The 22,407-nt window shown below is 65.9% G+C and carries 15 protein-coding genes; 11 read left to right on the forward strand and 4 right to left on the reverse strand.

The features are described 5' to 3' along the window. Positions 1 to 14: 14 nt before the first annotated feature. The 6 genes from K5658_RS11840 to K5658_RS11865 all read left to right on the forward strand — a co-directional run bounded on the left by K5658_RS11840 (position 15) and on the right by K5658_RS11865 (position 11,226). The gene (locus tag K5658_RS11840) at positions 15 to 1,823 is read left to right on the forward strand and encodes a thiamine pyrophosphate-binding protein (protein ID WP_221063339.1); all 1,809 of its coding nucleotides are present in this window, start codon (positions 15 to 17) and stop codon (positions 1,821 to 1,823) included. Next, entirely contained in the window at positions 1,810 to 2,631 is an 822-nt protein-coding gene (locus K5658_RS11845; protein WP_221063340.1) for a citryl-CoA lyase, read from the forward strand. The genes K5658_RS11840 and K5658_RS11845 overlap by 14 nt, the downstream gene beginning before the upstream one ends. Position 2,632: 1 nt before the next feature. Beyond that, positions 2,633 to 3,472, forward strand: a complete 840-nt coding sequence (locus K5658_RS11850; protein ID WP_221063341.1) for a citrate synthase family protein — start codon at positions 2,633 to 2,635, stop codon at positions 3,470 to 3,472. Between the two features lie 44 nt (positions 3,473 to 3,516). Then, a complete protein-coding gene (locus tag K5658_RS11855) occupies positions 3,517 to 5,646 on the forward strand; it encodes a TonB-dependent receptor plug domain-containing protein (RefSeq protein WP_246628432.1) in 2,130 nt (709 codons plus the stop codon). A 69-nt stretch (positions 5,647 to 5,715) separates the two neighbouring features. Then, positions 5,716 to 6,654 carry an ABC transporter substrate binding protein gene (locus K5658_RS11860; protein ID WP_221063342.1) on the forward strand — a complete coding sequence of 313 codons (939 nt, stop codon included), beginning with the start codon at positions 5,716 to 5,718 and terminating at the stop codon, positions 6,652 to 6,654. A 27-nt stretch (positions 6,655 to 6,681) separates the two neighbouring features. Beyond that, positions 6,682 to 11,226, forward strand: coding sequence for an EAL domain-containing protein (locus K5658_RS11865; RefSeq protein WP_221063343.1), 4,545 nt, complete (start codon positions 6,682 to 6,684; stop codon positions 11,224 to 11,226). Between the two features lie 56 nt (positions 11,227 to 11,282). Here the strand turns inward: K5658_RS11865 and cas6 are convergent, their stop codons facing one another. Genes cas6 through K5658_RS11880 form a run of 3 tightly spaced genes read right to left on the reverse strand, consistent with a single transcriptional unit; the run spans position 11,283 to position 13,419 of the window. After that, entirely contained in the window at positions 11,283 to 12,236 is a 954-nt protein-coding gene (gene cas6, locus K5658_RS11870; RefSeq protein WP_221063344.1) for a CRISPR system precrRNA processing endoribonuclease RAMP protein Cas6, read from the reverse strand. Positions 12,237 to 12,250: 14 nt separating this feature from the next. Next, positions 12,251 to 13,075 (reverse strand): FTR1 family iron permease, encoded by an 825-nt coding sequence (locus tag K5658_RS11875; RefSeq protein ID WP_221063345.1) that lies wholly within the window; start codon positions 13,073 to 13,075, stop codon positions 12,251 to 12,253. Between the two features lie 11 nt (positions 13,076 to 13,086). Continuing rightward, the gene (locus K5658_RS11880; protein ID WP_221063346.1) at positions 13,087 to 13,419 is read right to left on the reverse strand and encodes a cupredoxin domain-containing protein; all 333 of its coding nucleotides are present in this window, start codon (positions 13,417 to 13,419) and stop codon (positions 13,087 to 13,089) included. A gap of 258 nt (positions 13,420 to 13,677) precedes the next feature. On the opposite strand from K5658_RS11880, the gene K5658_RS11885 reads away from it, so the two are divergent. Both K5658_RS11885 and zwf read left to right on the forward strand, forming a co-directional pair. Beyond that, a complete protein-coding gene (locus K5658_RS11885) occupies positions 13,678 to 14,721 on the forward strand; it encodes a radical SAM protein (RefSeq protein WP_221063347.1) in 1,044 nt (347 codons plus the stop codon). An 82-nt stretch (positions 14,722 to 14,803) separates the two neighbouring features. Beyond that, entirely contained in the window at positions 14,804 to 16,285 is a 1,482-nt protein-coding gene (gene zwf / locus K5658_RS11890; protein WP_221063348.1) for a glucose-6-phosphate dehydrogenase, read from the forward strand. A gap of 149 nt (positions 16,286 to 16,434) precedes the next feature. Here zwf and K5658_RS11895 read toward each other — a convergent pair whose 3' ends face one another. Beyond that, a complete protein-coding gene (locus K5658_RS11895; protein WP_221063349.1) occupies positions 16,435 to 16,794 on the reverse strand; it encodes a hypothetical protein in 360 nt (119 codons plus the stop codon). 629 nt (positions 16,795 to 17,423) lie between these two features. Here K5658_RS11895 and K5658_RS11900 point away from each other — a divergent pair. The 3 genes from K5658_RS11900 to K5658_RS11910 all read left to right on the forward strand — a co-directional run bounded on the left by K5658_RS11900 (position 17,424) and on the right by K5658_RS11910 (position 22,311). After that, positions 17,424 to 20,573 carry a methyl-accepting chemotaxis protein gene (locus tag K5658_RS11900; protein ID WP_221063350.1) on the forward strand — a complete coding sequence of 1,050 codons (3,150 nt, stop codon included), beginning with the start codon at positions 17,424 to 17,426 and terminating at the stop codon, positions 20,571 to 20,573. Positions 20,574 to 20,724: 151 nt separating this feature from the next. After that, positions 20,725 to 21,852, forward strand: coding sequence for a MalY/PatB family protein (locus K5658_RS11905; RefSeq protein WP_221063351.1), 1,128 nt, complete (start codon positions 20,725 to 20,727; stop codon positions 21,850 to 21,852). A 132-nt stretch (positions 21,853 to 21,984) separates the two neighbouring features. Beyond that, positions 21,985 to 22,311 carry a hypothetical protein gene (locus tag K5658_RS11910; RefSeq protein WP_221063352.1) on the forward strand — a complete coding sequence of 109 codons (327 nt, stop codon included), beginning with the start codon at positions 21,985 to 21,987 and terminating at the stop codon, positions 22,309 to 22,311. Positions 22,312 to 22,407 lie beyond the last annotated feature (96 nt).

Raw genomic sequence — 22,407 nt, forward strand, 5'->3', positions numbered from 1 at the left:
CGAGCGATAAACCTATGTCACAAACCAATGATCTCATCGACAACGGAACGGTGATATCAAAACGTCACAGGCAGGTCGCCGACCTCATCATCGATTATCTCGCCCAATTATCGGTGGACTATGTCTTCGGCATCCCAGGCGGTGCCATCGAACCGCTCTACAACGCCCTGGCCCATAGCGCCAGGAAGGGCGGGCCCAGGGCCGTCGTGGCACGGCACGAAACCAGCGCGGCGTTCATGGCCGATGGCTATTACCGGGAAACCGGCAAGCTGGGCGTGTGCTGCGGCACCACCGGGCCCGGCACCACCAACCTGGTCACGGGCGTGGCCTCGGCCTACGAAAACCATATCCCGATGTTGGTCGTCACCGCCCAGACCGCCCTGTCCCATTTCGGGCGGGGTGCCTTGCAGGAGTCCTCCTGCACCGGAATCGATACCGTCGGCATCTTCCGTTACTGCACCCGCTACAGCACGCTCATCTCCCATGTGGACCAGTTCGAGCATAAATTCGCCGCCGCGGTGATGGCGGCCTTCGGCTCCCCGCACGGCCCGGCCCATATCAGCGTGCCCCTGGATATCCTCCGCCACCACCTGCCCGACACTCCCCCCCTCTACGACCTCGCCACCCACACCCTACCCCCTTCCCTGCTCGACCGGGATATCACCAATAAACTCTGCCAGCAGATCGAACAGGCCCGCAAGCCGGTGTTCGTGATCGGCGGCGGCTGCGGCGAGGCCCGCGCCCACATCCTGGAACTGGCCTGCCTATTACACGCCCCGGTGGTGGCCACGCCCAACGGCAAGGGCCATGTCAGCTCCGACTTCCCCTTGTTCAAAGGCGTGATCGGCTTCGCCGGGCACCAAACCGCCAAGGACACCCTGGCCGACCCGGCCGTGGACCTGGTGGTCGCCATGGGCACGGCCCTGGGCGAATGGGAAAGCTGCGGCTGGAACACCGACCTCCTGATGAACAACCGGCTGATCCATATCGACTCCAACGAGCGCTACCTGATGCGCTCCCCGGTGGCCCGGCTCCAGGTACGGGGCCGCATCCTGTCGATCTTCGAATACGTGCTGGAATATTTCAAAAACCACAGCAAGGCCGGACTCCCCAAGGGTGGCATGGGCGATGTGGACACCGCCAGCCAAGACACCCTGCTCCATTTCCGGCTCGACGAAGAACACAAATACGCGGATACTTCCGCCCCCATCAAACCGCAGCGGCTGATGCGGGAACTGGTGGATACCTTCCCCCGCAACACCTGCTTCCTGGCCGACGCCGGCAACAGCCAAGCCTGGGCCATCCATTACCTGCACCCCTTCGGTTGCGGGCCTTCCACCCAGGCCGCCCACGGCTCGGGCCGGTTCCGGCATTGCATGGAATTCGACTCGATGGGCTGGGCGATAGGCGCCGCCGTCGGCACCGCCCTGGGCAATCCGCGACAGCCGGTGGTCTGCATCACCGGGGACGGCAGCCTCTTGATGAGCGGCCAGGAGATCAGCGTCGCGGTCCAGGAAAAACTGCCCATCATCTTCGTGGTGCTGAACGACTCCGCCCTGGGGATGGTCAAGCATGGCCAGCGCCTCCGGGGATCGGAGCCGGTCGCGTTCGAGTTGCCGCCCACGGATTTCCGGGCCTATGCCGAGGCCATGGGCGCGGCCGGCCAGATCATCCGTTCCCCGGCCGACCTCAGGGCGCTGGATATCGCCGCCCTGTGCGCCCGGCCCGGCCCCACGGTGCTGGATGTGCGGATCGACGCCGATGAAGTCCCCCCCATCGCCATGCGCATCAAAGTCCTGGGACTCGACGATGAAGCCGGCTAAGGAAGTCATACACACCCGTATCTGGGAAGAAACCCCCGAGGCCGGCAATCCGTTCGCCGCCGCCGTCTGCCGCTGCGGCGGCTACGATGTCTATGGCGACCTGCTGGGCAAAGCAAGCTGGGCCGAATACCTCTATCTCCTGTTCAAGCGGGAACGCCCGGCCCCGGCGGAGGCGCGGTTGCTGGAAGACCTGGCCGTGGCCCTGGCCAATCCCGGCCCGCGCGATCCCGGCGTACACGCCGCGATGTGCGGCGGGGTCGGCGGATCCACCCACGCCGCCAGCCTGATGGCCGCATTGGCCGTGGGTGCCGGGCAGTTGGGCGGGGCGCACGAAACCGCCCTCGCCATGGACCTCTGGCGGGACTGCGGCACCGACCTCAAGGCCTGGACCGGGCGGCTGCGGCAACCGCCGGCCCCTCCCGGCCCCGCGGATATCTGGCCCGGAATCGACCACTTCCCCGGCTTCGATCCCAACGGCGCGGACTGCCCCCTGCCGGTGCGGCAAACCCTCGCCCACCTCGCCGGGCTGAGTCCGGGCCCGGCCCTGCCCTGGCTGCATCGACAACGGCCCGACCTGGAAGCGGCGGCACGGTCGCCTTTGACCCTGATCGGCGTGGCGGCGGCGGCCCTGGCCGACCTCGGCTTCGACCGCGACCAAGCCGAGATGCTCTGCCTGCTGCTGCGCCTGCCGGGCGCGGCGGTCCACGCCCTGGAACAGCGGGGCTACGGCTGGCGCAAATTCCCCTTTTTTGGCGACGGCCTCGTCCTCGCCGACGACCCCGGCCCGCGCCGCCCGGAAACAGACTGACATGGGCGGCCCCGAACGGCTCGAACAAAGCGAGGACCGCTGGACCACCGGGATGGGCGCGTTCTTCCCGGCGGAAGGGCGCGTGGTGTTCCGCGGCAAGGACCTGCACCGCGATTGCAAGGACATGGCCTGGATGGAACTCCTGCTCTACGGCATCACCGGGCGCAGGTTCGACGCCAACCAAACCAGGCTGTTCGAGGGCATCTGGACCCTCTGCACCAGCTATCCCGACCCCAGGCTATGGAACAACCGGGTCGCGGCCCTGGCGGGGACCGTCCGCAGCACGGCCTCCTTGGCGGTCTGCGGGGCCAACGCGGTCTCCGAAGCCACGATCTACGGCCACCGGCCCATCATCGGGGCCATAGATTTCCTGCTGGCGGCCAAAACGGCCAGGGACCTCGGGGGAAACCTCGCGGAGTTCGTCAAGGACCGGCTACGGCGGAACCGGACCCTGCCCGGCTACGGCAGGCCGGTGCGGCGGACCGACGAGAGGATCGGCCCGGTGTTGGCCTTGCTCGGCGAACTGGGCTTCCCCCGCGGTCCCCATGTGGCGCTGGCCTTCGAGATCGAGGATATCCTGCTCGCCCACAGGTTCCGGCTGCCGATGAACATCGCGGCGCTGCTGGCCGCCATCGCGGCGGACCAGGGCCTCTCGCGCCGCGAATACCACCATTTCATGATCCTGGGTTTTTCCGCCGGCATGTTCCCCTGCTATATCGAGGCGGTAAACCAACCCGGCCTGGGCTTTTTCCCCCTGCGTTGCGATAGGATCGCCTACGAGGGCACCCCGGCCCGGCCGTGGCATACCCCCGCCGCGGGCGAACCGGGGCAATCGCCGTAAGCGCCCGGCCCCCGGAATCGATAGCCCCCTAACGGAAACCCCCTATGGCCACGATATATAGGCATGTCATCGGCCTTTTTCTGCTGCCCGGCATGGCGATGGCCCAAACGGTCGAGCAAGAAACGGTCGGGCAAGAAGATGAAAAGGTATTGCTTCAGGTTTATGGGAACGAGGAAATCATCAGCATCGCGACCGGCGGCAAGCAACGCATCTCCGAAGCCCCGGCCACCACCACCGTGATCACCGCCGAGGATATCAAGCGGATGGGCGCCACGGACCTCGACGAGGCCTTGGAGACGGTGCCCGGCCTCCACGTGGCGAGGAACACCACCGGCTACGATCCCATCTATACCATCCGGGGGATCTACTCCAAAGAAAACCCGCAGGTCCTGGTCCTCGTCAATGGAATACCCATCACCAACCTGTTCGTCGGCGACAGGAACCAAGTATGGGGGGGCATGCCGGTCCAAGCCATTTCCCGCATCGAGGTGATCCGCGGCCCCGGATCGGCGCTATACGGCGCCGACGCCTTCGCCGGTGTCATCAACATCATCACCAAGACCAAGGAAGATATTAACGGCACCGAGATCGGCGGCAGGGTGGGCAGCTTCGACACCTATGACGGCTGGGGGCTGCACGGGGACACCTGGGCGGGCTTCGATGTGGCGGCCATGGTGGAATACCACCAAACCGCCGGACAAGACCGAACCATCCAAGCCGACGCCCAAACCCTGTACGACGGGCTTTACCACACCCAAGCCTCCCTGGCCCCCGGTTCCGTCAACCTCCAGCGCGAAAACTTCGATGCGCGCCTGGACCTTTCCCGCGAAAACTGGCGGGTGAGGGGCGGCCTGCAACACCGGAACAACTGGGGTACGGGTCCGGGGATAGGCCAGGCCCTCGACCCCAACGGACGCTTCTCCAGCGACCGTTGGAATGCCGATATCACCTACCACAATCCAGAATTCACCAAGGACTGGGACGTAACGGCACAGGTCAGCTATTTCGACACCAGCCAGCAAGTGGGCGAGAACGCGCTGCTCTATCCCAAGGGGGCGGATTTCGGCACCGGCACCTTCACCCGCGGCATGATCGGCAACCCCGAGGTTTTCGAGCGCCAAGTCCGTTCCAACCTGTCGGCGTTCTATTCGGGCTTCGACCGGCATGTCGTGAGATTGGGCATGGGCTTCAACTACCTCAGCATCTACGATGTCCGGGAAACCAAGAACTACTACATCCCCCTCGCCTCCGGCATTCCGCAACCCCTGGGAGGATTGGAGGATGTCAGCGACACCCCCGATGTCTTCCTCAAAAAAGGCAGCCGTACCGACACCTTCGCCTTCCTCCAGGACGAATGGCGTTTCTCCAACGACTGGCAACTCACCACCGGCGTGCGCTACGACCATTACTCCGACTTCGGCGACACCATCAATCCGCGCCTGGCCCTGGTCTGGGAAACCCGCCAGGATTTGACCACCAAACTCCTCTATGGCCGGGCCTTCCGCGCCCCATCCTTCGCCGAAACCCGGAATATCAACAACCCGGTGGACCTTGGGAATCCCAACCTGAAACCCGAGACCATCAATTCCATAGAGCTGGCTTTCGATTACCATCCCACGGATAAGCTCCGCCTCGGGGCCAATATCTTCAATTATTGGTGGAGCGATATCATCCGTTTCGTAGCCGCTCCCGGCTCGGGCACCTACATCGCCCAGAACAGCGGCCAACAAAACGGCCACGGCCTGGAACTGGAGGCGGACTGGCAGGCCACCGAGGATTTCAAGCTCACCGGCTGGTACGCCTACCAGCATTCCATCGACCAGTCCACCCACCACGACGCCGGCTACGCCCCGCACCACCAGCTCTACCTCCGGGGCGACTGGCAATTCCTGCCCAATTGGCATCTCAACCCCCAGGTCAAATGGATCCTGGACCGGGAACGGGCGGCCGGCGACAACCGGCCCAATATCGCCGACTACAGCCTGGTCGACCTGACCCTCAGGCGCAAATACCTCATGGACCATTGGGAAATCGCCTTCTCGGTCCGCAACCTGTTCAACACCGACGCCAGGGAGCCGAGTCCGGCGGGTTCCTCGGGCAACCCGGCCTTCATCCCCTACGACCTCCCGCTGGCCGGGCGCAACTTCTACGGGGAAATCCGGTTTGAATTTTGAGTCCCGGCCCCCCCTGCGGGCGTACCCCCCTTCCGACGCGGGCCACCGGCCCCGGCCAGGATGTGGCGCTTGAACAGGCCGGTCCGCGCCGTGCTGGCCGCCCTGGTGCTGGCCTTGTGGCCGGCCTTGGCCTTGGCCCAGGCCGCGCCGGTGGCGATCCTCTACCCCGACGTGCGCGAACCCTACCGGAGCGTGTTCGCCAAGATCGTCGAGGGGATCCAGGCCGGCTTGAAAGTCCCCTCGGACAAATACATGGTGGAGGAAACCGACGATATCGCGGCCCTGGGGACGCGGCTGCGGGACGAGCAGGTCAAGGTGGTCGTCGCCCTGGGCCGCCTGGGGATGCTGGCGATCCGCAAGTTCCCGCCCGGGCTGCCGGTCGTGATGGGGGCGGTCCTGGTCGTGCACAGCCCGGAAAGCGCGGCCTATTCGGGGATCGCCCTCACCCCGGACCCGGAGGTGTTGTTCGACTGGCTGAAGTCCCTGGTCGCCCCGGTCAAGCGGGTGACCGTGATCTACAACCAGGGCCGCGACGAATGGATGATGGTCCGGGCGCGGGAGGCCGCCAAGCGGCGCGGCCTGGCGCTGAACACCCTGCCGGCCGGGAACATCCGCGAAGCCGCCAACCTCTACCGGGACTTCTTCGGCCAAATCAAGGACAATTCGGAAGCCCTGTGGCTGCCCCAGGATAATTCGACCCTGGACGAAACCGCCCTGTTGCCGGCGGTCTTGAAAGAAGCCTGGGAAAAAAACCTGGTGGTGTTCTCGAACAATCCCGAACATGTCAAGAAAGGGGTATTGTTCTCGCTCTATCCCGACAACGAAGGCCTGGGCCACAGCCTCGCCGCCCTGGCCCAGGAATGGTTGCCGGGCGGGGGGAAACCCCCCGGCATCCTGCCCCTCAAGGACTTGCTGATCGCGGTGAACTCCCGCACCGCCGAGCATCTGGGGCTCAGGATATCCAGCCAGGACAAGCGCAAATTCAACCTGATCTTCCCCTCTCCCTGAAACCGTGCCAACCCATAACAAGCTCCGATGAAAAAACGATCCCGGTCCTTGTTCGGTCGCACCAGCTTCCTGCACCAACTGGCGCTGACCTTCTCCATCGGCATCCTCTGCCTGGCCTTGCTGTCCTCGCTCGCCATCTCGACGCTGTCGAGCCGGATCGTGCATACCAAGCTCATCGAGCAAGGATTGCAAGCCACCGAAACCCTGGCCGGGCAGAGCGCCCTGGCCCTGATCTACCTCAGCGGCGACAACGCCGAGGAACCCCTGCGGGCCGGGCTGGCCTTCCCGGACGTGCGGGGGGCCGGCATCTACGACCTCAACCACCACGCCCTCCTGGAAAAGGGCGAGGGCGCCATCCCGCCCGGCGCGGAAACCGGGGAATGGCCGCGCTGGCCGCGCTTGGACCTGGAAACCGCCGACGCCTGGTATTTCGTGGCCCCGGTCTACCTGAACATGGGCAAGGAGGACCAGGACTCGCCCTTCGCCGCCACGCCCAAGACGGCGGAACTGATCGGCCATGCGCGGATGAAGATGGGCAAGGACACCCTCAAGACCATGGCCGCCAGCATCCTGCGCACCAACCTCGCGGTGTCGGTGGCCTTCGCCCTGCTGCTGCTGTTGTTGCTGCTGGCGATCACCCAGCGCCTGACCCACCCGCTCAAGAACCTGGCCGAGATCATGGGCAAGGCCTCCTCCGGGGAGAAGAACCTCCGGGCCGACGTGCGCGGGCCCAAGGACATCATCGACATGGAACGCGCCTTCAACGCCATGATGGCGGTGTTGGAGACCCGCGAACTGCAATTGGAGAACGCCCGCGACGCCGCCCTGGAATCGGCGAGGATCAAGGGCGAATTCGCCGCCAACGTCAGCCACGAACTGAGGACGCCGCTCAACGGCGTGCTGGGCATGTTGGAATTGCTGCACGACATGGGCCTCGGGCCCAAGCAGCACGAATACGTCAGCGTGGCCCGCAACGCCGGCGAATCCCTGCTCAAGCTGATCGACGATATCCTGGATTTCTCCCGCACCGATTCCGGCAAGCTGAAATTCCAGCCCATCGATTTCGATTTGCAGGACATGCTGGACGAGGTCATCGGACTCCTGGCCGGGCAGGCCCAGCGCAAGCACATCGAACTGGCCTACGTGGTCGCCGACGAAGTCCCGCACCGGCTCAAGGGCGAACCGGCCCGCATCCGCCAGGTCCTGGTCAACCTGATCGGCAACGCCATCAAGTTCACCGAAAACGGCACGGTGGAGGTCCGGGGCAGGATCGACCCGACCGGGGGCAGGGAAGGCAAGGCCGCGCTCCGGTTCGAGGTGGCGGACAGCGGCATCGGCATCCCCGCCGAGGCCCAGCAGCGCATCTTCGAAGCCTTCACCCAAGCCGACGGTTCGACCACCCGCAACTACGGCGGCACCGGCCTCGGCCTCGCCATCTGCCGCAAATTGGTGGATTTCATGGGCGGGGATATCGGCGTCGACAGCGAACCCGGCCAGGGCAGCACCTTCTGGTTCACCATCCCCTTCGAGACGCCCTCCACCGAAACCCCGGCGCCGGTCCGCCCCCAGCGCGAGGACATGGCGGGGCTACGCATCCTGATCGTGGACGACAGCCCGGTGAACTGCCGCTGCCTGGAGCAATTCCTGAAAAGCTGGGGGGCGTCCTACGCCAGCGCCGTCACCGGCTACCAGGCGCTGCGCCTGATGCGGATCGCCGCCGCCCGCGGCAAACCCTACCACATCGCCCTGGTGGACCAGATCATGCCGGGGCTGGGCGGCCTGGAACTGGCCCACCGCATCGCCGAGGACCCGGCCCTGGCGAAACTGCACATCGTGCTGATGGCGAGCCCGCCCGAACCCGAATGGGACGAAGCCCGGCCCGCCAATATCGTCGACAGCATCGCCAAGCCGGTGCAGGCCTCGCCCCTGCACGACTGCCTGATGAGCGCCAAGCTGGCCTTGCTCGAATACGCGCCCCATACCGGGCTGGCCGAGGCCAAGCACCCGACCTACGGCGGCAAGCGCATCCTGGTGGTGGAGGACAACCGCGCCAGCCAACAGGTCGCGCTCGGCATGCTGGAACGGTTGGGCTGCCAGACCGCCATCGCCAGCACCGGCCAGGAAGCCCTGGACGCCATCGCCCAGTCGCCGTTCGACCTGGTGCTGATGGATTGCCATATGCCGCGCATGGACGGCTACGAAGCCTCGCGGCGCATCCGCATGCTGGGCGGCAACCCGGCCCAAATCCCCATCATCGCCATGACCGCCCATGTGCAGGACGGCGACAGCGACACCTGCATCGCGGCCGGCATGGACGATTACCTGTCCAAGCCCTTGAAGATGGAGCCGCTCAAGGACAAGCTCACCCGCTGGCTCTCGCAGGAACGCGACCGGCTCCGGGCCGAACCCCAGGACCCGGCGGCGGACGCCGACCCCGCGCTACCGCCGCCCGCCGCCCCGGACTGCCTGGACCGGGAAATCCTGGACAAGCTGCGCGAGGAAACCGGCCCGGCGTATTTCCGTATCATCGAGGTGTTCCTGGAGGACACGCCGATGTACCTGCGGTCGCTGGAGAAGGCCATCGCGGCGGAGGACTTCGCCGCCATCGAGGAAGTCGCCCACTGCCTCAAGGGCAGCGGCAAGAACCTGGGGGCGCACGGCCTGGTGGAACTGACCCGGCAACTGGAGGAACTGGGCCGGGGCGGCGGCGAGGACACCGCGCCCGAACTCTACGCCCGGCTGACCGAGGAATACGAACGGCTGGTGGTCGAACTGCGCGGGCAAAACCCCCACCCGCGCCGCGCCCAGAAAACGGTGGAACCCAAGGAAACCCCGCGCATCGTGGTGGCCGACGACGACCGCTCCATGCGCTTCGCCCTGCACAACGTCCTGCTCAAGGACGGCTACCAGATCGAGCAGGCCACCAACGGCCTGCAAGCCCTGGCCCTGTGCGAGCGCAAGATGCCGGACCTGCTCCTGATGGACGCCCGCATGCCCAAGATGGACGGCTTCACCGCCTGTAGCCGCATCCGCGACCTGCCCGGCGGCGAGGCCATCCCCATCCTCATCATCACCGCCCTGGACGACGACCATTCCATCGAACGGGCGTTCTCGGCGGGGGCCAGCGACTACATCCCCAAACCGGTGCATTTCTCCGTGCTGCGCCAGCGCGTCACCCGGATGCTGGAGGCCAGCCGCGCCCAGCAGCATGTGACCCGGCTGGCCTACCAGGACGCCCTCACCGGCCTGCCCAACCGCGCCCTGTTCCGCGAACGCCTCGAAACCCTGGTGGCGGAACGCGCCGCCGCCGCGGACCCGGAGCGGGTCCATGCCATCCTGTTCCTGGACCTCGACCGCTTCAAGCTGGTCAACGACACCATGGGCCACGAGGTCGGCGACCTGCTGCTCAAGACCGCCGCCGAGCGCGTCAAGGGCTGCCTGAGGCCGGTCGATACCGTCTCGCGCTTCGGCGGGGACGAGTTCACCGTCATCCTGCACAACATCGGCGGTCCCGAGATCGCCGCCATGGTGGCGGAGAAGGTCCGCGCCACCATCGCCAAGCCCTTCGTGTTCCTGGGGCGGGAGCTTTATCTCAGCACCAGCATCGGCATCGCCCTGTACCCCGCCGACGGGACGTCCAGCGGCATCCTCATCAAGCACGCCGACATGGCGATGTTCCGCGCCAAGGAACGCGGCAACGGCTTCTGCTTCTTCGAGAACAGCATGGCCAGCGAGATTTCCCGGAAACTCAGGCTGGAGGGCGATTTGCGGCGGGCCTTGGACCATGGGGAATTCCTGCTGCACTACCAGCCACAGGTGGATTTGGCCAGCGGCTGGATCGTCGGCCTGGAAGCCCTGATCCGCTGGCGGCACCCGGAATTCGGCCTGATCTCGCCCGGCCAGTTCATCCCGCTGGCCGAGGAAACCGGCCTGATCGAATCCATCGGCGAATGGGCGCTCCGCACCGCCTGCGCCCAGAACAAGGCGTGGCAGGACGAAGGACTCCCCAGGATCGTGATGGCGGTGAACCTCTCGGCGCGGCAATTGGAAGTGGACTACGAGGCGCGGATGATCGCCAAGGTGCTGGAGGACACCGGCCTCGAACCCCGCTACCTGGAACTGGAACTGACCGAGACCACCCTGATGAAGGACCCGGCCAAGACCGGCGAGACCCTGGCCAAGCTGAAGGCGCGGGGCATTTCGATCTCGGTGGACGATTTCGGCACCGGCTATTCCAGCCTCAACCACCTCAAGAACTTCCCGTTCGACAAGCTCAAGATCGACCAGTCCTTCATCCGCGATCTGTCGCACGACACCGACGACGCCGAGATCGTGCTGACCATCATCGCCATCGCGCGGAACCTGAAGCTGCGGGTGATCGCGGAAGGGGTGGAAACCCCGGAGCAATGGGAGTTCCTCAAGGCGCATGGCTGCGACGAAATCCAGGGCTATTACCACAGCCCGCCGGTGCCGCCGGAAGAAGCCGCCACCCTGCTGGCCGGGAAGGCGGGTTATCCGCCGCCGCACTGGACCGCCCTCTTGGCCGGACCCGGCCTGGAACGGCGGACCTAGCGCGTTTTCATATTTCCTGTAGGGTGGGCACGTATCGCGTGCCCACCGCGACGGCCCTACACGTCCACGGCCCCGCGCTCCGCCCCCGCATGGAGCCGGTAGCGGCCCAGCCCCATGGTCGCGCCGGTGCCGGCGTGGGTCCATTGGCCCAGCCAGAGATAGGGCCAGAACGGCGTCAAATCCTCCCCCTCGAGCCGCATCCGCCCCCACACCCCGCCCAGGCGCATGGCCTGGCGCTGGCGGTTGGAATAGCGGCGTTGCTCCCGCCATTCCAGCGCCGACTCCGCCCGCACCCGCCGGGCGTCGTCGCTCAAGCCCCGGAAATCGGTCTCCAGCGGGGTATCGGTGTGGAAATAGGTGAGCATGGAAATCCGCCGCAGCAGGTTCCCGAACAGATCGGCGAAGGCGAACACGCCGGGACCGACATGCTTCCCCTCCCGCTTCAGGCGCAGGGGAGTTTCGATGGCGATCTCCACCGCGCCCAAGGGACCGGGAATCTCCGGCGGCGACGGCATCCCCACCGCCGCCAAGCCTTCCGGCAGGGCGACTTCCCGCCATTCCCCCGAACCCAGGCCGAGTTCCCGTTCCAGGCGGTCGAGGCGCAGGCGGTTGCCGGCGACGCCCAATTCCCCCGCGCCCGCCCGCCCCAGCGCGTACACCACCAAGGCCAGATGGCGGTTGGCCGCGCCGAACAGGCTGAATTCCAGGGCGCACCCCGCCGCCGTCGGGGGCAGGGGATCGAACACATAGGGATGGGGCACGGCGGAATAGCGCCGCATCTTGGCGGCGTCCGGCGGCGGCGGGGTCTCGAACAAATAGGGGTAGGCGCAGCTCCGGTAGAGCATGCAGGTTTCGCAGCGCGGCTCCTGGGTGGCGCAGGCGGCACCCTTCAGGGCGTGGCCGAACGCCCCGCGCCAGGCCGAGCCGGGGAATTCGGAGAACCCGACCGGCGCGTCGGCCAAAAACCAGGCGCGGTAGCGGCCTATGGGCAGGGAAATGGCGTCCGGCACTGGATATCCCCCGCTCAGGACGAGGCAGAGCGGCCCGGCTTGTCGCCGAACCGCCGCATCAGGCTGGCGATGATGACCAGGGTCGCCAGATAGAACACGATCTGCACCCCGTCGGGCCGCGACACATAACCCACCAGGGTATGCAGCACCTGTCCGGCGAGGCTGTCCTCCGACAGCAGGTCCGAGGTGTTCCACACCGCGCGGCCCAGGGGCGGCAGCCAATCGGCATCGACCAGACAGGCCGCGCCCTGCGAAGCCAAACCCGCCGCCAGGAACAGGATCAAGCCGCTGGTCACGGCGAACAAATGCCGGGTCGGCACCCGCAGCAGGCCGAAATACATGGCCAACCCGACCGCCGCCCCCAACCCCAGGCCCACCGCGCCGCCCAGCAGCATGGCACCGGTGCCGCCCTCGCCGCCGGTGGCGATGCCATACAGGAACAGCACCACCTCGGACCCCTCGCGCAGCACCGCGAGCCCGACCACCAAGCCCAGCGCGTACAAGGGCCGGGTGCCCGACAACACCGCCTGCCCCACCTGCTTCATCTCCATCGCCAACTCGCGGCCATGGCGGCGCATCCAGACGTTGTGCCAGCCCAGCATCCCCACCGCCGTGAACAGGATCGCCGCGTTGAACAATTCCTGGCCCACCCCGGCGGCGGCTTCGGCCAGCCGGTCGGCGAAGGCGGCGACGACGCAGGAACCCACAAGGCCCAAGCCCACGCCGCCCCAGACCCACAGGCCGCGGCGGGCGACCCCCCGGCTGGCGGCCATGACGATGCTGATGACCAAGGCCGCTTCGATGACCTCGCGGAATACGATGATGGCGGTGGCGAGCATGGCGGTTCCCCCTACTTGGCGATCAAACGGCCCTTGGCGGTGGCCTCGTGGAATTCGCCGACGAAGTCGTAGCTGCCGGGTTCCAGCGGCCCCATGGGCATGACGATCTGCTTCTTGGCCGGCACGATCTTTTCCTTCTTGAGGGTCTTGCTCTCGAATTCCTCGGGGCTGGCGTCCTCGTTCTTGACGGTGAGCTTGAATTTCTGGCCGGCCGGGACTTCGAGTTCCGCCGGGGTGAACTGATGGTCCTTGATCGTGAGGACGTAATCCTCGGCGGCGGTCGCGGCGCAGGCAAACACGAGGGCGGCGGCGGACAGGGCGAGGCGTGGAGCGGGATGGCGCATGGTGTTATGGGTTCCGTGATGAGGATAGGGAGGAGAATCCCCTCGCGAACTCGGGGAATGGGTCCAGATGATATTGGCTATCATTTGACGAGGCAATCGCCGATGGGCGGAAACCGCGCCGCCGCGGCCGGGACCGCCGCAAAATTCACCATTCGCCGCTCCGCCCAACCGCCCTCCGCCCGGCCACGGCCCGATGCGCCGGGTATACTGCGCCCCGTTCCCCGGACACCGGATTTCCCGCCATCCCACGAGGCCCCCATGACCCATCCAACCCAGGCCGACCCACCGGCCTTGCGGGGCGACGCCGCCCATCCCGGCTATGCCCGCCATCTCGAAACCGCCTGTCTGGCCCAGCCGCAGGTTTTCATCGAACTCACCTCGGTCTGCAATTACCACTGCTTCTACTGCGAAAGCCACGAACATCCGCGCAAGACGGCGATGGAGCCCGGATTGTTCCACCGGGTACTCGATCAGGTCGCGGCACTGACGCCCGGCCCCATCCATTTCCATTGCGACGGGGAACCCACCCTCCACAAGCACTTTTATGAATTCGCCCAGGCCGCCAATGCCAAGGGCTTGAAAATCACCCTCATCACCAATGGCTCGAACCTGCAACGGCGCTTCCTGGATTTGGCGATGAGCCTCAGCATCCATGTCTCCACCTCGCCGGAGGAATTCAAGCTGCGCTCGGATATCGATTTCGGGCGCTACCTGGCGGGCCTCAAGGACTATGTGCGGGGCTGGCTGGATTCGCCGTCGCGGCAGATCCTGCGCCTGAATTTCTACCTGACCGCCCGGGACCGCGCTTCGCCGGACACCCTGGACCGCATCCGCCGCTTCGCCGACCAATTCCTGGCCGATGTGGGCATCGAACATACGCTGGCCGGGGTCAAGCCCAATTCGACCTGGTACACCCACGAAAAACCCAACCGCCGCGCCCTGATCCTCTCGGCCCGCAATATCGCCAGCGGCGGCCTCTATCCCGAGGTCGACCCGGCCAAGCCGGTGGGCCTACCCAGGGAATTCGGGTTCTGCGATTCGCCTTGGAAGCGCCTGGTGATCCTGGCCGATGGCCGGCTGCAAGCCTGTTGCATCGACCTCAAGGGCACGCTGGCCTATACCGCGGCCGGCGAGTTGGACCGCCATTCCTTGCGGGAGTTGTGGGAGCGGCATCCGGCGATCCAACGGCTACGCCGGGATTTCCTGGAAGGCAAGGCCGGCCATCCCACTTGTCGGCGTTGCCTGGACCGGCTGCCCTCGCGCGAGTTCTACATTCCCTCGACCACGCCGTTCCAAGCCTGAACGGGGGACGCCATCGGCGATCTTTCCTCCGGGTTCCGGGTCCAACGCCAAACCCCGCCGCGTCGATTCCCCGGAGGTACGTATGTTGGACCCTTGCGTGTTCGTGATTTTCGGTGCGACAGGGCACCTGGCCCGCACCAAGCTGTTGCCCGCCCTGTACCGGCTGCACCGGGCCGGGCGTTTGCCCGAGCCCTTCGCCGTGCTGGGCGTGGGCCGCCGCCCCTGGGACGACGAGCAATGGCGCGGAGAGGTGGCGCGGGCCTTGGAATCCCAGTTGGGCCCGGCGCTGGATCGGGCGGCCCTGGCCTCGCTGTTGCCCCGGTTCCGGTTCTTCACCGCCGACCTCGACGCGCCGGATTCCGCCCGTCCGCTGGCCGATACCCTGGCCCAAACGCCCGGCCCGCCCCGGAACCTGGTGTTCTACCTGTCGCTGCCGCCCTCGGAATACCGGACGGCGGCGGCCTATCTGGCCACGGCGGGACTGAACGCGGAACAAGCGGGCTGGCGGCGCTTGGTGGTGGAAAAACCCTTCGGTTCCGACCTGGACAGCGCCCTGGCCCTGGACCACGCCCTGCACCGCGATTTCGCCGAACATCAAATTTTCCGCATCGACCATTACCTGGGCAAGGAAACGGTGCAGAACATCTTCGTGTTCCGCTTCGCCAACCTGATGCTGGAGCCCTTGTGGAACCGCAATTTCATCGACCATGTGCAGATCACCCATGGCGAAACCGCCGGCATCGAGGGCCGGGCCGGGTTCTACGACGGCACCGGCGCGTTGCGCGACATGATCCAGAGCCATCTGCTGCAAATGCTGGCCCTGACCGCGATGGAACCGCCCGCCCGGCTGGAGGCCGAATCGATCCGCGACGAGAAGGTCAAGGTGCTGCAATCGATCCGCCCGATCCCGGCCTGGGCGGTCCACGCCCAGGCGTTCCGGGCGCAGTACGCCCACGGCGGCGGCGCGGAGCGGTCCCTGCCCGGCTATGTCGAGGAAGCGGGGATTCCAGCGCGCAGCACCACCGAGACCTATGCCGCCGTCAAGCTCCTGATCGACAACTGGCGTTGGCGGGGTGTGCCGTTCTACCTGCGCACCGGCAAACGCCTGGCGCGGGATGGTTCCTTGATCGCCATCCGCTTCCGGCAGACGCCACAGCAATTGTTCGGGAATATCCGGCCCGGGCCGTTGCCGCCGAATTGGCTGTTGATCGGCATCCAGCCGGAGGAATGCATCCGGGCCGAACTCCAGGTGCGGGAGGCGGGGGTCGGGATGAACACCCGCACCACCCAACTCGACGCCAGCACCTGCCGCCAAACGGGGCATCGGAGCCTGGATGCCTACGAAACCCTGTTGCTGGACGTGATCGAGGGCGACCACGCCCAGTTCCTGCGCTCGGACGAGGTGCAATGGGCGTGGCGGGTGGTGGACCCCATCGTCCAGACCTGGGCCATGGAGCGGGAGCATATCCACACCTATCCCGCCGGGACTTGGGGACCGCCGGAGGCCGGGCGCCTGTTCGAGCGGGAAGACCAGGAATGGCGGTGTTCGTTCGAGCCGGGTTAGTCGGCGCCGCCCCCCACCGTACCCATCCAAACCGCAGCGCTTGGGTTTCCCCGCCGCGGAATCCGTAAATCCTGGCATAGCGCCCCATATCTCACCCCCGCCTTGGGAACCTCCCTTGCCACGGACCCCGCCCAACGGCGCCCCCCCCGCTAGATGATCCGCTCGGCACAACGGGCCAGGAACAAGGCGCGGGCCTCGCCGCCGCCCGGAAGCCGGGCATCTCCGCGCAACCAAGGCCGGTGCAGCCGCATCCCTTCCGCCGACAACAGCAGCACTTCCGCATCGGGGATGCCGCCCACCGACTTGATCAATTTGAGCGCGGCCGGACTGGTCGGGTTGAGGCAGATCCTCGGCCTCCGGCCATGCCCGGCGATGAACAGCACCAATTCGCCCAGTTCGGCCCAAGTGTTCTTGAAGACTCGCGACCAAATCCGGTCGCCGTCCCATAACACGACCTCCCACTCATTGTGCCGATTGCGGTCGATTCCTACGTAGCTCCGGTCAGGCATGGCTTTATCCCGTGTGGTTGAACCGGGATTTAGCTTATCGGGGCGGGCGCAAAAATAGCGTCAAGTTTGCGGCGGGGAATATAAAGAAACCACAAAAATCCGTATCGAACCGCTATGAAGCGCCGGACCGGCCCGCCGGGCCTCCGCGGTGCCGCGCCAACCCCGCGGATACCTTGAAAACCGGATCGAGAGTGGTATCGCATTAATCCATATAAGCGGTTTTATCGTTTTTAAAACCCAAACACCGGCTTGTAATATCAAATATCCCTACTAGATTTACCCATCCATAAAACCGGGCCATTCGTAGGGTGAAGACTTTCCCAACCGCCCCACCCACCCCATACGGGGTTCGTTGGAAAATGCACAGCCGCCTTAATCCCCGCAATCGGCTTCGCCAAGCCAGGGTGTTTTATTTTATTTATATGTCTATTAATAGAATCAATGGATCCCCCACTAAGATACTCATGGCAGCGTGGATTCAAAGCAGCCCACCGTTCTTAATCCCATCGTCCATCTCCGCCCAGCCGCATTATCACCCGCTATACAATGGCGGCTTATTACGGTTTGACCCCACCCTATTTCCGCGCCATGCCCATGGTTACCTCTAAAACTCCAACGGGAGACACATCATGAAGATCGGCCACCAACTCATAAGCAGCTTTTCGATCATCGCCCTGCTCATGGCCGGCATCCTGGCACTCGGGCTGCACAAGATGAACCAGACCCAGGAAAGACTGGACACGATCTCGGCCAACAAGCTGCCCAAGATCCAGGCGCTCGATAGGATGCGCAGCGCCTCCGAGGAAGAAGCCATCGCGTTGCGCAACCTGGTCATATCCACCGAACCCGCCTTCGACCAGGAAATGAAACGGCGCATAGACGAGGCGCGGGTCCAATACGACCAGGACGAGCGCTATCTCCGGGACAAGGTGACCACCGGGGAAGGCAAGCGCCTGCTGGCCCAGGCCACCGAACTCAAACAGACCGCCCATGGCATGAACGATCAGCTGCTGGCGGCGGGCCTGGGCGGCAAGACCGAGGATATTTGGCCGCTGCTCAAATCGATACGCATCCCGCATCGCCAATGGCTGGACACCCTGAGCGATTTTTCGGCCTACCAAGCCGCGGAGGCGGCCAAAGCCCGCGAAGAAGCCCAACGCGCCTACGACGAGGCGATCCTATGGAGCTCGCTGATAGGTGCCGCCACCCTCGCCGTGGCGATCCTGCTGGGCTTCCTCATCACCCGCAGCGTCCTGCGCCAGTTGGGCTGCGAACCGGCCGAGGCCTCGCGCCTCCTGCACCGGCTGGCCGCCGGCGACCTGGCCTTCACCATCGACACCGCCGGCAAAACCGACACCAGCCTCATCATGGCGGTCAACACCCTGGCCGGCACCCTCAACGCCATCGTCGCCGATGCCTTGATGCTGGCCCAGGCCGCCCGCGAGCTGAAATTGGACATCCGCGCCGACGCCTCCACGCACCGGGGGGATTTCCGCAGGATCGTGGAAGGCGTGAACGACACCCTGGATGCCGTGATCGGGCCTCTCAACCAGTTGATCGAAGACGCCAACCAACTGACCCAGGCCGCCATCCAGGGCAGGCTCGGGGTACGGGCCGACGCTTCCAAGCACCGGGGGCAATTCCGCAAGGTCGTCGAGGGCGTCAACGACACCCTCGACGCCGTCATCGGTCCCCTCAACGTCGCCGCCGACTACATCGACCGCATCGCCAAGGGCGATATCCCGCCCAAGATCACCGATGCCTACAACGGCGATTTCAACGCCGTCAAGGACAACCTCAACCTCGCCATCGACAATGTCAACGCCCTGGTCGCCGACGCCCTCATGCTCTCCAAGGCCGCCGTCGAGGGCAAGCTCGCCATCCGCGCCAACGCCGCCAAACACCAGGGCGACTACCGCAGGATCGTCGAGGGCGTCAACGACACCCTCGACGCCGTCATCGGTCCCCTCAACGCCGCCGCCGACTACATCGACCGCATCGCCAAGGGCGATATCCCGCCCAAGATCACCGACGCCTACAACGGCGATTTCAACGCCGTCAAGGACAACCTCAACCTCGCCATCGACAATGTCAACGCCCTGGTCGCCGACGCCCTCATGCTCTCCAAGGCCGCCGTCGAGGGCAAGCTCGCCATCCGCGCCAACGCCGCCAAACACCAGGGCGACTACCGTAGGATCGTCGAGGGCGTCAACGACACCCTCGACGCCGTCATCGGTCCCCTCAACGTCGCCGCCGGCTACATCGACCGCATCGCCAAGGGCGATATCCCGCCCAAGATCACCGACGCCTACAACGGCGATTTCAACGCCGTCAAGGACAACCTCAACCTCGCCATCGACAACATCAACACGCTCATCGCCGAGATGGACCACATGTCGCACCAGCACGACCTGGGCGATATCGACGTCGCCATCGACGCCGCCAAGTTCAAGGGCACCTACCGCACCATGGCCGAGGGCGTCAACACCATGGTGTTCGACCACATCGCCGTCAAGAAAAAAGCCATGGCCTGCTTCCAGGCCTTCGGCGAGGGCGACATGGACGCCCAGATCGAACAATTCCCCGGCAAGAAGCGCTTCATCAACGACACCGTCGAACAGGTCCGCGCCAACATCAAAGCCCTGATCGAAGACGCCGATCTGCTGGCCCAGGCCACCTTGGCCGGCGAACTGGCCGTCCGGGCCGACACCGCGCGCCACCGCGGCGATTTCCGCAGGATCGTCGAGGGCATGAACCAGACCCTCGCCGCCGGTGCCGGACCCATGGACGAAATCCGCCAAGCCATGGCCCGCGTCGCCCAGGGCGACCTCGGTGCCACCATCGAAGGCGACTACCGGGGTGATTTCAAAGAACTGGGACAGACCATCAACGACACCTTGCATAAGCTTTCCAAGACCCTGGGCGAGGTCAACACCGTGGCCGAAACCCTGTCCTCGGCCTCCGAGCAGGTCAGCGCCACCTCGCAATCCCTGTCCCAGGCCGCCTCCACACAGGCCGCCAGCGTCGAGGAAATCTCCAGTTCGATAGAGCAAATGGCCACCTCCATCGACCAGAACCGCGACAGCGCCAAGGCCACCGACGGCATCGCCGAGCAGACCGCCCACGAGGCCACCGAAGGCGGCGAGGCCGTCTCCCGCACCGTCCAGGCCATGAAGCAGATCGCCGGCAAGATCGGGCTCATCGACGACATCGCCTATCAAACCAACCTGCTCGCCCTCAACGCCGCCATCGAGGCCGCGAGGGCGGGGGAACATGGCAAGGGCTTCGCCGTGGTCGCCGCCGAGGTCAGGAAGCTGGCCGAGCGCGCCCAGGTGTCCGCGCAAGAGATCAGCGCCCTGGCCGGGTCCAGCGTCGGCCTGGCCGAACGGGCCGGCAAGCTGCTGGACGAGATCGTCCCCTCGATCCAGAAGACCGCCGGGCTGGTCCAGGAAATCGCCGCCGGTTCCGAGGAGCAGGCTTTGGGAGCGAAGCAAATCTCCGAGGCCATGAACCAGTTCAGCAAGACCACCCAGCAGAACGCCTCCGCCTCCGAGCAGCTCTCCGCCACCGCCGTGGAAATGAAGGACCAGGCCCTGGAATTGCAGCGGACCCTGGGTTTTTTCAGGATCGCCACCCACGATGGCAAGCATCGGGCCGCCCCCTCCGGTCCGGCCCATGGTCCGGCGTTCATGAAAAAAGCGGCGATAAGCAGCCGCGACCCCCGCCAATGGGGTGCCTCCGACAAGGAGGTCAACGAGGACGGTTTCGAGCAGTTCTAAACCCCCCGGTTCCGCGGCATGGACGCCACAGGAACGCCCCGTCCGGGACGGCCATCCCCCCACCCGGCATGGGCCCTGGGGGGCTTGCCCCACCCCGCCCGGACCGCCCACAATCGCAGGCCATCCCCATCCCAGACCGGAAGGCCACCCCATGAATTTCGACACCCCCCCCGACCGCCGCCCCACCGCCAGCCATAAATGGAGCAAATACCAGGACCGCGACATCCTCCCGCTGTGGGTGGCGGATATGGATTTCCAAAGCCCGCCCTCGGTCATGGACGCCCTGCGCCGCCGCGTCGACCACGGCGTGTTCGGCTATACCCTGGCCCCGGACAGCCTGGTCGAAGCCGTCCAGGCCTATGCCCTCAGGGTCTACCGTTGGGCCATCGAACCGGAATGGTTCGTCTGGCTGCCCGGCCTGGTCCAGGGTTTGAACCTCGCCTGCCGCGCGGTCGGCGGCGCGGGCGACGCCGTGCTGACCGCCACCCCGATCTATCCGCCGTTCCTGCAAGCCCCCGGCTTCTCCAACCGCGAACTCATCGCCGTGCCCTTGGCCGAGGGCGCGGCGGGCTGGGAATGGGATTTCCAGGCGCTCGAAGCCGCCATCACCCCGCGCACCCGCCTGTTGTTGCTGTGCCATCCCCACAACCCGGTCGGGCGGGCCTGGCGGGAGGACGAACTGGCCCAAATCATCGCCATCGCCCGCCGCCACCGGCTCGTCGTCTGTTCCGACGAAATCCACTGCGACCTCCTGCTCGACCCCGGACTCCGCCATACCCCCCTGGCCCGGCTCGATCCCGATTTCGCCCGCCACACCATCACCCTGCTGGCCCCTTCCAAAACCTGGAACATCGCGGGACTGGGCTGCGCCTTCGCCCTGATCCCCGACCCCGCCCTGCGCCGCCGCTTCCAACGGGAAATGGCCGGCCTGGTGCCCTGGACCAACCTGCTGGGCTATACCGCCGCCGAAGCCGCCTACCGCGACGACGGCGCGTGGCTCGCCGGTTTGATCGAATACCTCAGGGGCAACCGCGACCTGCTGCGCGATGGGTTCCAGGACGGCGGACGCCTCAGGCTGACCGTGCCGGAAGCCACCTATCTGGCCTGGATCGACGCCCGCGCCATCGACGCCACCAACCCGCTACCCCACTTCGAGGCGGCGGGACTCGGACTTTCGGACGGGCGGGATTTCGGCTGGCCGGGCTATGTGCGGCTGAACTTCGGCTGTAGCCGCGCCCTGCTGGAACAAGCCCTGCGCCGCATGGAAGCCCTGCGCTGAGCCGCGATCCCCCCACGATACGGGTGGACAGCCTCGCCTTTGCACGCGAAACTAATGCCCGCCACTGGCCCCGAACGCCAGACGACAGATTCAAATTCCAAAGTAGAACGCAATCGCTTAAGGAGGGATTCCATGACCCACGCATTCCGTACCGCCACCCTGTTGGTCGCCCTGGCTTCCGGCGCTCCCATCGCTTCCGCCCAGGCGGCCTATCCCGCCGCCGATTTCAAGCCTTCGGTGATCTACCTCGCGCCCGACTTCGCCTCCCACACTTCGGGCGGCACCACCACCGCCCACGATCCCAAATATCCGGCGGCGACCTTCGAGGCCAAGGTCCTCTACCAAGCCCCGGACCTGGCCGCCCACAGCTCCAGCGCCGCGGCGGCCGCCACCACCCCCTACGATCCCAAGTATCCGGCGGCGCATTTCGAGCCCCAGATCATCCATCCGGCCAAGTAAAGGCCGCGACGCCGTGGGCGGGCCCGCCCACGGCGCTTCCCCCCGCAGCCCCTAAAGCAAGGCCACCTTCCCCTCCGGGGAGTACCCGTTTCCCGT

The sequence above is a fragment of the Methylomagnum ishizawai genome, assembly GCF_019670005.1.
In the GTDB taxonomy this organism is placed as follows: Bacteria; Pseudomonadota; Gammaproteobacteria; order Methylococcales; family Methylococcaceae; genus Methylomagnum; species Methylomagnum ishizawai.

Coding starts and splice junctions, on each gene's coding strand:
- K5658_RS11840 (WP_221063339.1), top strand. CDS start 15: ATGTCACAAACCAATGATCTCATCGACAACGGAACGGTGATATCAAAA.
- K5658_RS11845 (WP_221063340.1), top strand. CDS start 1,810: ATGAAGCCGGCTAAGGAAGTCATACACACCCGTATCTGGGAAGAAACC.
- K5658_RS11850 (WP_221063341.1), top strand. CDS start 2,633: ATGGGCGGCCCCGAACGGCTCGAACAAAGCGAGGACCGCTGGACCACC.
- K5658_RS11855 (WP_246628432.1), top strand. CDS start 3,517: ATGGCCACGATATATAGGCATGTCATCGGCCTTTTTCTGCTGCCCGGC.
- K5658_RS11865 (WP_221063343.1), top strand. CDS start 6,682: ATGAAAAAACGATCCCGGTCCTTGTTCGGTCGCACCAGCTTCCTGCAC.
- K5658_RS11875 (WP_221063345.1), bottom strand. CDS start 13,075: ATGCTCGCCACCGCCATCATCGTATTCCGCGAGGTCATCGAAGCGGCC.
- K5658_RS11880 (WP_221063346.1), bottom strand. CDS start 13,419: ATGCGCCATCCCGCTCCACGCCTCGCCCTGTCCGCCGCCGCCCTCGTG.
- K5658_RS11885 (WP_221063347.1), top strand. CDS start 13,678: ATGACCCATCCAACCCAGGCCGACCCACCGGCCTTGCGGGGCGACGCC.
- zwf (WP_221063348.1), top strand. CDS start 14,804: ATGTTGGACCCTTGCGTGTTCGTGATTTTCGGTGCGACAGGGCACCTG.
- K5658_RS11895 (WP_221063349.1), bottom strand. CDS start 16,794: ATGCCTGACCGGAGCTACGTAGGAATCGACCGCAATCGGCACAATGAG.
- K5658_RS11900 (WP_221063350.1), top strand. CDS start 17,424: ATGAAGATCGGCCACCAACTCATAAGCAGCTTTTCGATCATCGCCCTG.
- K5658_RS11905 (WP_221063351.1), top strand. CDS start 20,725: ATGAATTTCGACACCCCCCCCGACCGCCGCCCCACCGCCAGCCATAAA.
- K5658_RS11910 (WP_221063352.1), top strand. CDS start 21,985: ATGACCCACGCATTCCGTACCGCCACCCTGTTGGTCGCCCTGGCTTCC.